Source organism: Mycobacterium europaeum (assembly GCF_002102155.1).
GTDB lineage: Bacteria > Actinomycetota > Actinomycetes > Mycobacteriales > Mycobacteriaceae > Mycobacterium > Mycobacterium europaeum.
Window position 1 is genome coordinate 21,163 of record NZ_LQOU01000020.1, and the last position, 14,139, is coordinate 35,301.

6 protein-coding genes and 1 pseudogene are annotated in these 14,139 nt (G+C 70.4%); 1 reads left to right on the forward strand and 6 read right to left on the reverse strand.

Annotated elements, in window-relative coordinates:
- Nucleotides 1-33 precede the first annotated feature (33 nt).
- From pks2 to fdxA, 4 genes are all read right to left on the reverse strand, one after another.
- On the reverse strand, nucleotides 34-6,369 hold the full coding sequence (pks2, locus tag AWC03_RS10150; protein ID WP_085240371.1) for a sulfolipid-1 biosynthesis phthioceranic/hydroxyphthioceranic acid synthase: 6,336 nt from the start codon (nucleotides 6,367-6,369) through the stop codon (nucleotides 34-36).
- Nucleotides 6,370-6,651: 282 nt separating this feature from the next.
- Nucleotides 6,652-9,015 carry an APC family permease gene (locus tag AWC03_RS10155; protein WP_085240463.1) on the reverse strand — a complete coding sequence of 788 codons (2,364 nt, stop codon included), beginning with the start codon at nucleotides 9,013-9,015 and terminating at the stop codon, nucleotides 6,652-6,654.
- Between the two features lie 88 nt (nucleotides 9,016-9,103).
- Nucleotides 9,104-10,216, reverse strand: a complete 1,113-nt coding sequence (gene dapC, locus AWC03_RS10160) for a succinyldiaminopimelate transaminase (protein WP_085240372.1) — start codon at nucleotides 10,214-10,216, stop codon at nucleotides 9,104-9,106.
- 26 nt (nucleotides 10,217-10,242) lie between these two features.
- Nucleotides 10,243-10,569 (reverse strand): ferredoxin, encoded by a 327-nt coding sequence (gene fdxA / locus AWC03_RS10165; protein WP_068096492.1) that lies wholly within the window; start codon nucleotides 10,567-10,569, stop codon nucleotides 10,243-10,245.
- 373 nt (nucleotides 10,570-10,942) lie between these two features.
- On the opposite strand from fdxA, the gene AWC03_RS10170 reads away from it, so the two are divergent.
- Nucleotides 10,943-11,275, forward strand: coding sequence for a hemophore-related protein (locus tag AWC03_RS10170; protein WP_085240373.1), 333 nt, complete (start codon nucleotides 10,943-10,945; stop codon nucleotides 11,273-11,275).
- A gap of 14 nt (nucleotides 11,276-11,289) precedes the next feature.
- Here the strand turns inward: AWC03_RS10170 and AWC03_RS28380 are convergent.
- Together AWC03_RS28380 and AWC03_RS10175 are read right to left on the reverse strand one after the other, a co-directional pair.
- Nucleotides 11,290-11,403: pseudogene (locus AWC03_RS28380) on the reverse strand (maleylpyruvate isomerase N-terminal domain-containing protein); the annotation flags it as partial.
- 69 nt (nucleotides 11,404-11,472) lie between these two features.
- A complete protein-coding gene (locus tag AWC03_RS10175) occupies nucleotides 11,473-14,100 on the reverse strand; it encodes a bifunctional FO biosynthesis protein CofGH (protein WP_085240374.1) in 2,628 nt (875 codons plus the stop codon).
- Nucleotides 14,101-14,139: the final 39 nt, after the last annotated feature.

Here is a 14,139-nt window from a genome sequence, read left to right on the forward strand (position 1 = left end):
GCACGACCGGGGAGCGGTATCCGGGCCCCGCGATCAGGATGCCGGCGCGGCCTCCAGGTCGGCCAACTCGTCGCACAAGTGGTCCGCGAGGCCCCGAACCGTGGTGATCTTCGTCGGGCTGATGCGCACCCCGGTTTCGGTTTCGATGCGGGTGCGCAGCTCCAGATTGCCCAGCGAGTCCAACCCGTAGTCGGACAACGGCCGATCCGGGTCGATCGTGCGCCGCAACAGCAGGCTGAGTTGACCGGATACCAGCCGGCGAATGGCGCCGGGCCATTCCTCCCGCGGCAACGACCGCAGCTCGGCCAGGAACTTGCCGCTGTCCGGTTTGCCTTGCCCCATCGACTGGAACGCCTCGGCGAACCGGCTGCGCTGAGCGAACGACGTCAACCACGGCGTTCCCGTGATCGGCGCGTAGCCCGAATACGGGCGGTCATAACGCAGCAACGTCTGGAACGCACGAGAACCCTCGGCCGGAGTGATCGCGATGCCGGCGTCTTCGGCCAGCGCGGTGGCGCGGCCGACTTCCGACCAGGCGCCCCACGCGATCGCGGTGCCCGGCAGCCCCTGGGCACGACGCCAGTGGGCGAACGCATCCATCCAGCTGTTAGCGGCGGCGTAGGCGCCCTGGCCCGGGGAACCGACCAGCGCGGCCGCCGAGGAGAAGCAGCAGAACCAATCCAGCGGCTGCCCCTGCAATGCTCGATGCAGGTTCCACGCGCCGTAGACCTTCGGGGCCCAGCACCGGTCGATCAGCTCCTCGCCGACATTGGCCAGCGTGGCGTCCTCCACGACCGCCGCCGCGTGCAGCACACCCCGTACCGGAAGTCCCGACGCGGTCGCGCACGCCAGCAGGCGCTCGGCCGTGCTCGGCTCGGCGATGTCGCCGCACTCCACGGCGATGTCGGCCCCGCCGGCGCGCAGACGCTCGATGGCCTGGCGCGCTTGCTCGTTGGGTGCCGAGCGGGAACTGAGCACGATGCGCCCGGCGCCTTGGGCGGACATCTCGCCGGCCAGGAACAGCCCGAGGCCGCCGAGGCCACCGGTGACGATGTAGGCGCCGTCGGCGCGGAATGGCCGCACCTGCTCCGGGGGGACCGCCGCCACGGTGCGTCCCGCGCGCGGCACGTCGAGCACGACTTTGCCGGTGTGCCCGGCGGCGGCGACCAGCCGGACCGCGGCGGCCGCGTCGTGGATCGGGTAGTGCGTGGTCCGCGGCATGGGCAGCTCACCGTCGGCCGTGCGCTGGTACACGGTGGTCAGCAGGCGACGGGCCGTCTCGGGATGGCTGAACGTCAGCAACGCCAGATCAACCGCGAACAGCGACAGGTTGCGGCGGAACGGAAACAGCCCCAGGCGGGTGTCGCCGTAGATGTCGCGCTTGCCCAACTCGACGAACCGCCCGCCGAAGGCCAGCAGCTCGATGCCTGCGCGCTGCGCGGCGCCGGGCAGCGAGTTGAGCACCACGTCGACGCCGTACCCGCCGGTGTCCCGGCGGATCTCGTCGGCGAACGCCGTGCTGCGCGAGTCGTAGACGTGCTCGATCCCCATGTCGCGCAGCAGTTGCCGGCGCTGCGGGCTGCCCGCCGTCGCGAATACCTCGCAGCCCGCGGCCCTGGCGATGGCGATCGCGGCCTGCCCGACTCCCCCGGTGCCGGAGTGGATGAGCACCTTGTCGGTCGGGCCGATGCGGGCCAGGTCGTGCAGGCCGTACCACGCGGTCGCGGCCGCGGTGGGCACCGCCGCCGCGTCCTCGAGCGGCATGCCGTCCGGGAGGGTGACCGCGTGCCGCGCGTCGGCGATGACGAAGGTGCCCCAGCATCCGTTGCGGGACAGGCCGCCGACCCGGTCGCCGACCTTGTGCTCGGTGACGCCGGGCCCCACGGCGGTCACCACACCGGCGAAGTCGCCGCCCAACAGCTGCTGGTAGCCCTCGAACGTCGGGTAGCGCCCGAAGGCGACGAGCACGTCGGCGAAATTGATGGTCGACCCGGTGACCGCGACCTCGATCTCCCCCGGTCCGGGCGCCACCCGCTCGAACGCGGTGAACTCCAGCGATTCGAGGTCACCGGGCATGCGGATCTGGAGGCGCATGCCGTCACGGTCGTGTTCGACCACGGTGGTTCGCCGCTCGGCCGGGCGCAGCGGACCGGGACGCAGCCGGGCCGTGTACCACGTTCCGTCGCGCCAGGCCGTCTCGTCCTCGTCCGAGCCGCTCTTGCACTGCAGCGCAACCCGCGCGGGGTCGGTCGCCGCGTCGATATCGATCTGGGTGGCGCTCAGATGCGGGTGCTCGGAATCGATCACCCGCATCAACCCGCGCAGGCCGGCCTGCTCCAGGTTCGCCACGTCGCCGCCGGCCACGGTGGCGGCGTTTCTGGTCACCACGAACAGCCGGGGCGACGCACCGGGCAGCTCGGAAAGCTGACGGGCGATGGTCACGACGTGGGCAACGTGGTCCCACCCCCGCCCGGTGTCGCCTTCGGCGCCGGGGGCCGCCGGCGCGGTCACCACGACCACGCCGGTGAGGCCCTTCAGCGGACCATGGCCGTTGCCGGGATTGGGCCCACCGCCGGACAGCAGCGAGCGCAGCTGCGCGGTGTCCACCGGTCCGAGCGGCAGGGACACCGTCCTACATTGCGCGCCATCGGAATTCAGCGCCTCGCCGAGTTGCGCCGTGAGCGGGTCCGCCGCCTGGCACGCGCTGAGCAGTAGCCAGGACCCCGGCTCGCCCTGCGTCAACTCCGGCAGTGCCCGGGGTTCCCATTCGATGGTCAACAACCGTTCGTTGAGCAGCCGGTGGGCCTGTTCGTGCTCGGAAGCCCCGCCGGCCAGTCGCAGCCCCTCGACGGCCAGCAACACCACTCCGGACTCGTCCAGCACCTGGAGATCGGCCTCGCATTCGCCGCGCCCCGACGAGGTGACCCGGGCCAGGCAGTAGCGCGCGTTGCGCGTCGAGGAATAGCTGCGCAGCCTGCGCACGCCGACCGGCAACAGCAGGCCGCCCGCGCCGGCCTCCTGCACCTGGGGAAGGACGACGACCGACTGGAAGCACGCGTCCAGCAGGGCAGGGTGGACGGTGTAGCTCGACTGCTGCGAGCGGATGGCACCGGGAAGCGCCACCTCGGCCAGCACCGTGCCGGCGTCCGCGTCGCCCACCAGCGCCGCGGCCAAACCCGAGAATGCCGTACCGTATTGAATCCCGATGGCGTCGAAGGCTTTTCGCAATTCGGCGCCGTCCATGCCCGTCGGGTGGTTGGCGATCAGGGTGGCCATGTCATGGGCGGGCGGGTGCCCCGCCTCGGCCCCGTCCGCTCCCTCGAGGGCGTGCAGCACCGCGCCGGCCCGGCGCACGCGTTCACCCTCGTCGTGGGTGCCCACCGTGAACTCGAGGACGCCGGGCGCGACGACCGTGGCCGCCGAGGATGCCCGCGTCCGGTCGTCCAGCAGCAGCGTCTGCTCGAAGGTGATGTCGCGGACCTCGGAGCGCTCGCCGAGCGCCGCGTGCGCGGCGGCCAGCGCCATCTCGCAGTAGGCGGCGCCGGGCAGCGCGGCCACGTGGTGGATTTGGTGGTCGCCGAGCCAGGGGTGCGCCTCGGTGCCGATGTCCCCCTGCCAGACGTGACGCTCGGGTTCCTCCTGCAGGTGCACGTGCGCGCCGAGCAGCGGGTGGACGGCCTGCACCGAGGTGCCGTGCGCCTGGTCCTTGGTTTCTCGGGTGAGCATCAGCCGGTGATGCGTCCACGTCGGGAGCGGAGCGTCCAGCAAGCGCCCGGTCGGGTACTGCACCGAGAAATCGACCGCGGCACCGGCGCTGTGCACGTCGGCGACGAAGCCGCGCAAGCCGGCGGGCAGCTCCTGCTCGCGGCGCATGGCGGCGAGCGCCGCGATGGGCATGTCCAGGCTGCCGGCGTTCTGCTCGACGGCGTGGGTGAGCAGCGGATGCGGCGCCAGTTCCCCGAAGACGCGGTAACCGTCCTTGAGGGCGGCCTGCACCGCCGCCGCGAATCGCACGGTGTAGCGCAGGTTTTCGGCCCAGTAGTCGCCGGTGAACGACGGCCGTTCGCGGGGGTTCCACAGCGTCGCGGAGTAGTAGGGGACTTGCGGTTCGGCGGGCTCCAGGCCGGCGAGCGCCTCGAGGAGTTCGTCGAGGATCGGTTCCACCTGCGGCGAGTGCGAGGCCACGTCGACCGCCACCTCGCGCGCCAGCACGTCCTGCTCCTGCCAGGCCGCGACCAGGTCGCGGATTTCCTGCGCGTCGCCGCCGACGACCGTCGACGTCGGCGAGGCGACCACGGAGAGGACGACGTCGGAAACTCCGCGGATGGACAGTTCCGACAACACCTGTTGGCCGGGCAGTTCCACCGATGCCATGGCGCCGCTGCCCGCGATCCGCGCCATCAGTTTCGAGCGGCGGCAGATGACGCGCACCCCGTCGTGCAGCGTCAGCCCGCCGGCGACGACCGCCGCCGCCGATTCACCGAGCGAATGGCCGATGACGGCGCCGGGGCGCACCCCGTACGACTTCATCGTCTCAGCCAGCGCGACCTGCATCGCGAAGATCGTGGGCTGCACCCGGTCGATGCCGCTCACCACCTCCGGCGCCGACATGGCCCGGGTGACCGAGAACCCCGATTCCGCGGCGATCAACGGCTCCAGCTCGGCGATGGTCGCCGCGAACACCGGCTCCCGGGCGAGCAGTTCGGCGCCCATCGCCGGCCACTGCGATCCCTGCCCGGAGAACACCCAGACCGGCCCGAGGTCGTCCTGCCCGACGGCGGGCTCGTAGGGGATGTCACTGCCGGCGACGTCGCGCAGGGCCGCGCTCAGCTCGCCGAAGCTGCCGGCCGAGACCACCGTCCGCACCGGCCGGTGCGCGCGGCGGCGCGCCAGCGTGTAGCCCAGATCCCACAGCCCCGCGGTGTCGGCCGCACCGGCGTGCTCGTCCACCCACTCCGCGAGCCGGGCGGCCGTCACCCGGAGTTGCTCCGCGGACGTGGCCGACACCGGGAACAACAGCGCCCCGTCCGGGTCCGGCGCCGTCGTGGGCGGCCCGGGGGCCCGTTCTGGCGCCTGCGCCGGTGCTTCTTCCAAGACGGCGTGCACGTTGGTGCCCGACATCCCGTAGGACGACACCGCGGCGCGGCGCGGGTGCCGGCCGTTGGTGGGCCAGGGCGTGTTGTCCTGCGGCACGAACAGTTCGGTCTCGACCTGTGCCATCTCGGCGGTCAGGCGGGTGAAGTGCAGGTTGCGCGGGACCGTGCCGTGCTGCAGCGCGAGAATCGCCTTCATCAGGCCCAACGGCCCGGAGGTCGACTGGAGGTGGCCGAAGTTGGTCTTCACCGAACCCAGCGCGCACGGCCCCCCGGTGCCGTAGACGGCGGCCAGGCTCGAGTACTCGATCGGATCCCCGACCGGGGTGCCGGTCCCGTGCGCCTCGACGAAGCCGACGGTCGTGGCGTCGACCCCGGCGGTCTCCAGGGCCTTCCGGTAGACGGCCACCTGGGCGGTTTCCGAGGGCGCGGCGATGTTCACGGTGCGGCCGTCCTGGTTGGCGGCCGTGCCGCGCACCACCGCCAGGACGCGATCGCCGTCGCGTTGCGCGTCGTCGAGCCGCTTGAGCAGCAGCATGACGCAGCCCTCGCCGGACACGAATCCGTCCGCCTTGGCGTCGAAGGCGTGGCAGCGGCCGGTGGGCGACAGCATCCCCTGCAACGAGCCCGAGACGGATTTCCGCGGCTCCAGCGTCACGACGACACCGCCGGCCAGGGCGAAGTCGCTCTCACCGTTGTTGAGGCTGCCGCAGGCCTGGTGGACGGCCATCAGGCCCGACGAGCACGCGGTGTCCACGGTGACGGCCGGGCCGTGCAGACCCAGCGTGTAGGCGACGCGTCCGGACGCGAAGCTGTTGCTGGTGCCGGTGAACCCGTACGGCCCCTCGGCGGCTCCGCAGTCGGCCGACAGCAGCTCGTAGTCGCCGTGCGTCAGCCCGACGAAGACCCCGGTCTGCGAGTGGGACAACCGCGCGGGGTCGAGGCCCGCATGCTCGATGGCGTCCCAGGACGTCTCCAACAGCAGGCGGTGTTGCGGGTCGATCGCGGTGGCTTCGCGCTCGGTCATGCCGAAGAAATCGCAGTCGAAGCCCCCGACGTCGTGCAGGAAGGCCCCCCACCGCGTCACCGAGCGGCCGGGCACGCCCGGTTCGGGGTCGTAGTACAGGTCGGCGTCCCACCGGTCGGCGGGGATCTCGCCCACGAAATCGTCGCCGCGCAACAGCGCGTCCCACAGCTGTTGTGGAGAGTCGATCCCACCCGGAAGCCGGCAGGCCATACCGATGACGGCTACGGGCGCGGTGGTTGTAGCACGCAATGTGCAGTCCCCTGTTCTCCCCCAACGGCGTCGCGCAGTCGGGCGGCTGACAGCTTACCGACCCCGGCTTCGTCGACACTCGGCTCATCACATGATGCCCGATTTCCAGCGCGCCGCTCGCGCGGCCCGGCCGTTCGCCCCGGTCTCCGGCCCCACCCGGAAGGGACGAAATCGCTTGGACGCCAAGGGGATTAGCGAGGCACCGCCGATTCGCCCAGCCGGCACGGCGACGGTATCGTGAACATTTGCCCACGCCCGGGTGAATCCGTTGTTTCGCGCGATTTACGTTTTGCTGCTCGCTCCGGATTCGTCGGAGTCGGCGGCGTTCGCGGGGTCCTCGATCACGCAATACACCGGATCGACCATCGAGATGGGCCGGTTACCGGTCTGGCGGGCTTTCCCGGTGAGACGCAATAGCTGGCCGGGCTGAATGTCGGCGCCCCCATGGCCGGGGCGGAAAGTCACCGTCATTTCCCCGCTGTTGTCCCCGATGACGACCTGCCGAAGGGTCCGGCCGCGGTCGGCGACGTCTTCGACCTGGTTGACCCGCCCTTCGACGGTGGCCCGCTGCCCCGAGATCAGCCCGGCCACCAGGATCACCGATGCCGGCCGGGCGGGGTGCTCGTAGGAGTCCACCTTGTCGTCCTCCGCCTTGGACACCCAGGCCTCGAGCTTGTCGATCTCCTGAGCGATCCGCTGCTCGAAGGTGTCCGGGTAGGCCTCCCTGATCCGCGACTCCACGTCATAGGGCACGATCGTCGCCGCCGCATCCGGGACCAGGCTCACCGCGCGGGCGATCCTGTCGGCGGTCCGGTCGTGCAGCAGCCGGCCCAGCAGCGGCGCGAACGTGCGGCGCGGCAGCAGCACCGTCACGTTGGTGTCCGGCTGTTCGTCGCGCGCCTTGGCGACCAGCAGCTGCGCGGCCCGGCTGACGCGCCGGTCCGGGCAGTCCACCACCCGCAGCGGAGTCTCCAGCCCGAAGTGGTCCCAGCGCTTGCGCAGTTGGGCGGCGTGGGCCGGGTCGACCATGAAGTGCACCGCGGTCAGCTCGTCGGCCCGCAATCCCCTGCCGTACCGCAACGCCTCGATCACCGCCAGATCGACCGAGTCGACGAGGACGAACACCCGGTGCCGCGCGTACTTCACCATCTCCGGACGGTCGGTGCGGAACATCTCGAGAATGGCGGCCTCCGCGCGGTATTCGCGGTTGAGCCGCATCAGCATGAACACCAGCAGCGGGAAGACGACGACCACCAGCCACGCGCCCTCGGTGAATTTCGCCACCGCGAAGATGCCCACCACGATCGTCGACAGGACCGCCGCGGACAGGTTGATCGCCAGGCGGCGCCGCCATCCCGGTTCGCGGTGCGTCAGATGGTGCTTGGTCATCCCGTAGCCGGCCATCGAGAAGCCCGTGAACACGCCGATCGCATAGAAGGGCACCAGCGCGTTCACCGAGCCGCCGGTCACCACCAGCAACAGCACCGACAGCGCCGTCAGGGTGATGATCCCGTTCGAGAAGACCAGCCGGTGACCGCGTTTGGTGAGCTGGCGCGGCAGGAAGCGGTCCTCGGCAACGAAACTGGCCAGCGCCGGGAACCCGTTGAAACTGGTGTTCGCACCGGTGAACAGGATCGCGGCGGTCGAAGCCTGAACCAGGATGTAGAAGACGTCGCCCATGATGCCGTTGCCGAAGACAGCGCGGCCGATCTGCGACAGCACCGACGGGTACTCGGTGAGATACGGCGTGGCGTGCGTGACGTGAGCCAGGTAGGCGACACCGGCCAGCAGCAGCCCGAGGATGACGGCCATGGCGGTGAGGACGCGGCGCGCATTGCGGCCCTGGGGCTTTCGGAAGTAGTCGACCGTGTTGGAGATGGCCTCGACACCCGTCAGCGACGAACCGCCGTTGGCGAACGCGCGCAGCAACACCAGAATCGTGGCGCCCAGCACCAACCCGTTGCCCTGGTGGACCGGCACGGTCCCGGCCATCCGGGCGGGATCGTAGATCGGTAGGTTCCCGGCGGCCGCGCGAATCACGCCGACCACGATGGTCAGGCCGACCATGGCGATGAAGGAGTAGGTCGCCACCGCGAACGGCAGGCCCGCCTCCTTCAACCCGCGCAGGTTCGCGTAGCAGATGACGAGCACCACACCGACGGTGAGTTCGAGGCTGTAGGGCCCCAGCGCGGGGATCGCCGACACCACCGCGACCGTCCCGGCCGCCGATTGGACCGCGACGGTGACCACGTAGTCGATCAGCAGCGCCGCGGCGGCGATCTGCGCCACCCGGGGTCCGAAGTTGTCGCGCGCGACGATGTAGGAGCCGCCCGCGCGGGTGTAGGCCATCACCACCTGCCGGTACGAGGCGGCCACCAGCACCAGGATGACCAGGATGACCCCGGTGATGGGAAGCAGCAGCAGGAACGCGGCCAGCCCGGCGTGCGGCAACAGCTCGATCAGGATCTGCTCCGGACCGTAGGCGACCGACGACACCGCGTCCGGCGAAAGCGCGCCCAGGGCAACCGGGTTCGACAACTTCTCGGAAGCGATGTCCTCGGTGATCAGGGGCTTGCCCAAAAACACGCGCTTGACGATGTCCCCGACCGAAAGGGGGATGCGCAGCTTGCCGGCCGAAGTCGTCACGACCACCGTCCTTAACCTGAGCGGGCGAAACACCTCCGCTGCATTGTGCACGTTCGCGGCCGCCGCGGCGGCAACCGGTGGGGGCCGGCTAGGCGAGCCGCTGCACAGCGGCGGCGATCCGCTCGTCGGTGGCGGTCAACGCCACCCGCACGTGCTGCGCCCCGCGCGGGCCGTAGAAGTGACCGGGCGCCACCAGGATGCCGCGGTCGGCCAGCCACGCGACGCTGTCCCCACAGGGCTCGCCGCGGGTGGCCCACAGATACAGGCCGGCTTCCGAGTGGTCCACGGTGAATCCGGCCGAGCGCAGCGCCGGCAGCAGGGCCGCCCGCCGCCGCTCGTACCGCTCCCGCTGCGCCCGCTCGTGGGCGTCGTCGTCCAGCGCGGCGACCATCGCCGCCTGCACCGGCGTCGGCACCATCATCCCGGCGTGTTTGCGCACCGCCAGCAGCTCGCCCACCAGCTCGTGGTCGCCCGCCACGAATCCGGCCCGGTAACCGGCCAACGACGAGCTCTTCGACAGCGAGTGGATCGCGAGCAGACCGGTGTGGTCACCGTCGCAGACCGAGGGATGCAGGATCGACAGCGGTTGGGCCTCCCAGCCCAGGCCCAGGTAGCACTCGTCGGAGGCCACCACGCTGCCCCGGTCACGCGCCCAGCCGACGACTTTGCGCAGGTGGTCGACGCCCAGCACCCGCCCGGTCGGGTTGCTCGGGGAGTTCAGGTAGATCAGCGCCGGCGATCGCGGGCCCACCTGCGTCAGCGAATCCGCGCGCAGCACCGGCGCGCCGGCCAGCCGGGCCCCGACGTCGTAGGTGGGATACGCCAGCTCGGGCACCACGATCAGGTCGGCGGGCCCCAACCCCAGCAGGGTCGGCAGCCAGGCGATGAGCTCCTTGCTGCCGATCACCGGCAGCACGCCGGCATCGCTCAGCCCGGTGATGCCGAAGCGGCGGGCCAGCGCGGCCACCATCGATTCGCGCAGGCGTGGGGTGCCGGCGGTGGCCGGATACCCGGACGCGGACCCGGCGGCGGCGAGCGCGTCGGAGATCACCGGGGCGACCGGGTCCACCGGGGTGCCGACCGACAGGTCGACGATGCCGTCGGGATGGGCGCCGGCCCGCGCCTTCGCGTCGGCCAGGGTGTCCCAGGGGAACTCGGGCAGGGACGCCGAGACTCGCCCGCGTGGGGCGCGCGGCCTCACCCCGGGCTCATGCAGCCCCGGCCCGATCAGTCGCCCTCGCCCTGCGGCGGCAGGTCCTTGACTGCCTGCGGGTCGTTCTCGGTCATGCCGACCTTGGCCGCCCCGCCCGGCGATCCCAGCTCGGTGAAGAAGTCGGCGTTGATCTGCGTGTACTGGCTCCACTGCTCGGGCACGTCGTCTTCGTAGTAGATCGCTTCGACGGGACAGACGGGCTCACACGCCCCGCAGTCGACGCACTCGTCGGGGTGGATGTACAGCATCCGCGCGCCCTCGTAGATGCAATCGACCGGGCACTCCTCGATACACGCCTTGTCTTTGATGTCGACACAGGGCTCGGCGATCGTGTAGGTCACAGACGTCTCCTCCATGTACTGCTTTTAGTGTGGGCTGCTTTTCGGCTCGCGCCCGGTGCCTCCGGCCGCTTCAGGCAGAGCTTTCGGTTACTGATACTAGACGTTGCACATACACGTCAACCACTTGGCACGCCCGTTGATTCGACGATTCGAGACTGCCGGTCTCGGGCGCCGCGGCGGGGGGCCGTTTCGCCGACGGCGAACGGCCTCGGCGGCCCGGTGACCTGCAAAAAGTCGCACTCCGGCGAGTCCCGCCGATAGTCATTTGGATGGAAGCATCTTCGAGGTGCCTGGTAACCTCGACGTCAGGCGGCAGCCGCTGGCAAATGTCGTCGCCTATAGCGGGTGCATTAATCGGGGAAGGTGTACACACATGAGGCTGTCGTTGACGAAATTGACCGTCGCCGTCGGTAGTGCGGCGGTCGCGTTGACCGCCGGCGCGGGGATCGCTTCGGCGGATCCGGCGGACGCGATCATCAACACCACGTGCAACTACGGGCAGGTGATCGCGGCGCTCAACGCCACCGATCCGGCGGCCGCGGCGCAGTTGAACAGCTCGCCGATGGCGCAGTCCTACATCCGCAGCTTCCTGGCCTCGCCGCCGCCGAAGCGTCAGCAGATGGCCCAGCAGATCCAGGCGATGCCGTCGGCGATGAAGTACTACGACGACATCAACCAGGTCGCGGTCACCTGTAACAACTTCTGAGTCGACGCGGTCGTTCAGTAACCGCTGAGCAGGCCGCGCACGCGGCCTAGCGTCTCCGGTCCGACGCGACTGCAAACCCGGGAGGGGTCCGCGGGCCTGCGCCCCCAGAGCAGCAGGCGGGCGGTTGCCACTGAAGGGAACCGGTCGCGGTCGATCCGTCGGTTCACGGCAGCGGGTATACCCGCCGCCTCTGGCCGCTAAGCCGCCCGCGGGGCGTACGTGGTGGTGCGCTGGCGCGCCGGGCGCCCGATCCCCTCGGCGATCGCGGTCAGCTCCTCGACGGTCTTGGCCGACCCGTGCTCGGAACCGGCCATCCGCGAGATGGTCTCCTCCATCAGCGTGCCGCCCAGATCGTTGGCGCCGCCGTTGAGCATCACCTGGGTGCGCTCGACACCCAGCTTGACCCAGCTGGTCTGAATCTGGGATATGCGGCCGTGCAGCATGATTCGCGCCAACGCATGCACGGCTCGGTTGTCGCGATGCGTCGGCCCGGGGCGGGCCGCGCCGGCCAGATACAACGGGGAACTCTGGTGCACGAACGGCAGCGGCACGAACTCGGTGAACCCGCCGGTGCGGTCCTGGATCCCGCGCAGCACATTGAGGTGGCCGACCCAGTGCCGTGGGCTGTCCACGTGGCCGTACATCATCGTCGACGACGACCGCAGCCCCACCTCGTGCGCGGTGGTCACGATGTCGATCCATTCCGAGGTCGGCAGCTTGCCCTTGGTCAGCACCCAGCGCACGTCGTCGTCCAGGATCTCGGCGGCGGTGCCCGGGATCGTGTCCAGCCCGGCCTCGCGCAAGCTGATCAGCCACTCGCGCACGCTCAACCCGCTCTTGGTCACACCGTTGGCGATCTCCATCGGCGAGAAGGCGTGCACGTGCATCGACGGCACCCGCGCCTTGACCGCGCGGACCAGGTCGGCGTAGCCGGTGACGGGCAACTCCGGGTCGATCCCGCCCTGCATGCACACCTCGGTGGCGCCTTCGACGTGCGCCTCCCAGGCGCGGTCGGCCACCTCTTCGGTCGACAACGAATATGCGTCGGCGTCGCCCTTGCGTTGCGCGAACGCGCAGAACCGGCACCCGGTGTAGCAGATGTTGGTGAAGTTGATGTTGCGGTTGACGACGAACGTCACATCGTCACCCACCGTGTCGCGACGCAGCGAATCCGCCAGCGCGGCAAGGGCTTCCAATGCGGGCCCGTCCGCGGTCGCCAGCGCCAGGTACTCGGCGTCGGTGCAGCCGGCGGGATCGCGTTCGGCGGCCCGCAGCGCGGCGAGCACGTCGGTGTCTAGGCGTTCTGGCGCTTTGGCGCCTTGGGCGGCCAGCTCGTGCACGTGCGCGCGGATCGATTCCCAGTCGCCGAAGGCGCTGTCCAGATCGCTGCGGGCTTCGGTGGCGCGGCCCTCGGTGTCGATCGCCGCGTTGAGGTCGACCCGCCCGGCGGACGCGACGTCGTCGGGCTCCTGCCAGGGCAGCCCCACCGGATTGACGTCGCGGGCCAGGCCGGTCGCCGGGTCGGCCAGCGCCAGCACGTGTCCGCGCACCCGCGGGTCGATCCATGCCGCCCCCGCCTGCACGTACCTGGGCTGGGCGGTGAGCCGTTGAACCAGTTCGTATCCGGCCTCTTCGGTGATGCCGGCCAGGTCGTCCAGCGCGGGCCACGGCCGCTCCGGGTTGACGTGATCGGGCGTCAGCGGCGAGACCCCGCCCCAGTCGTCCACCCCGGCGGCCACCAGCGCCAGGCACTCGTCACGCGACACCAGGTTGGGGGGCACCTGAATGCGCATGCCGGGGCCGAGCACCAACCGCGCGACCGCCACGGTCGCGACGTAGTCGTCGATCCCCGCGTCGGGAATGTCGGCCATCGCGGTGTGCTGCTTGGCCCGGAAGTTCTGCACGATCACTTCTTGGACGTGCCCGAACTCTTTGTGCGACTTGCGGATCGCGTGCAGTGTCTCGGCCCGCTCGGTCAGCGTCTCGCCGATCCCGACCAGCAGGCCGGTGGTGAACGGAATGGACAACCGCCCCGCGTCGGTGAGCGTGCGCAGCCGCACCGCCGGATCTTTGTCCGGGCTGCCGTAGTGCGCAAGACCTTTCGTTTCGAACAGCCGCCGCGACGTCGTCTCGAGCATCATCCCCATCGACGGCGCCACCGGTTTCAGCCGGGCCATCTCCGACCAACTCATCACGCCGGGGTTCAGGTGCGGCAGCAGCCCGGTTTCTTCGAGCACGCGGATGGCCATGGCCCGCACGTAGGACAGCGTGGAGTCGTATCCCCGTTCGCCGAGCCACTCCCCAGCCTCCGGCCACCGGTCCTCGGGCCGGTCGCCGAGTGTGAAAAGGGCTTCCTTGCAACCGAGTTCGGCTCCGCGGCGGGCAATGTCGAGGATCTCGTCCGGCTCGAGATACATTCCGGAGCCCTGCGCCCGCAACTTGCCCGGCACGGTGACGAAGGTGCAGTAATGACACGTGTCGCGGCACAAGTGGGTGACGGGGATGAACACCTTGCGCGAATAGGTGATCGGCAACCCGCCGCCGGGGCCGCGCCGGCCCGCCGACGCCAGCCCGGCGTCGCGCACCCGCGCGGCGCTGACGCACAGATCGGCGAGGTCCTCACCCCGCGCGGTCATCGCGACCGCCGCCTCATCGACATTGAGCGCGACACCGTCTCGAGCGCGGCGCAACACCCGCCGAAGCGCCGAGGCGCTGGTCTTTGGGGGAACCACAGGATCAGGAAGAGCGGTAGGCTCCTCGCCCGGAGTCAGCGGCACCTTCGTGTAACTTCCCCACGATCGAATTTCATCCGCGTGTCCCAACATGTGAAATTTTCTTCCGACCCGTCCGGGCCCCGTCTGCGC

Bases quoted from the DNA above. Each gene is read 5' to 3' on its own strand.
- AWC03_RS10170 (WP_085240373.1), top strand. From the start codon at position 10,943: ATGAGGCTGTCGTTGACGAAATTGACCGTCGCCGTCGGTAGTGCGGCG.
- AWC03_RS10175 (WP_085240374.1), bottom strand. From the start codon at position 14,100: ATGTTGGGACACGCGGATGAAATTCGATCGTGGGGAAGTTACACGAAG.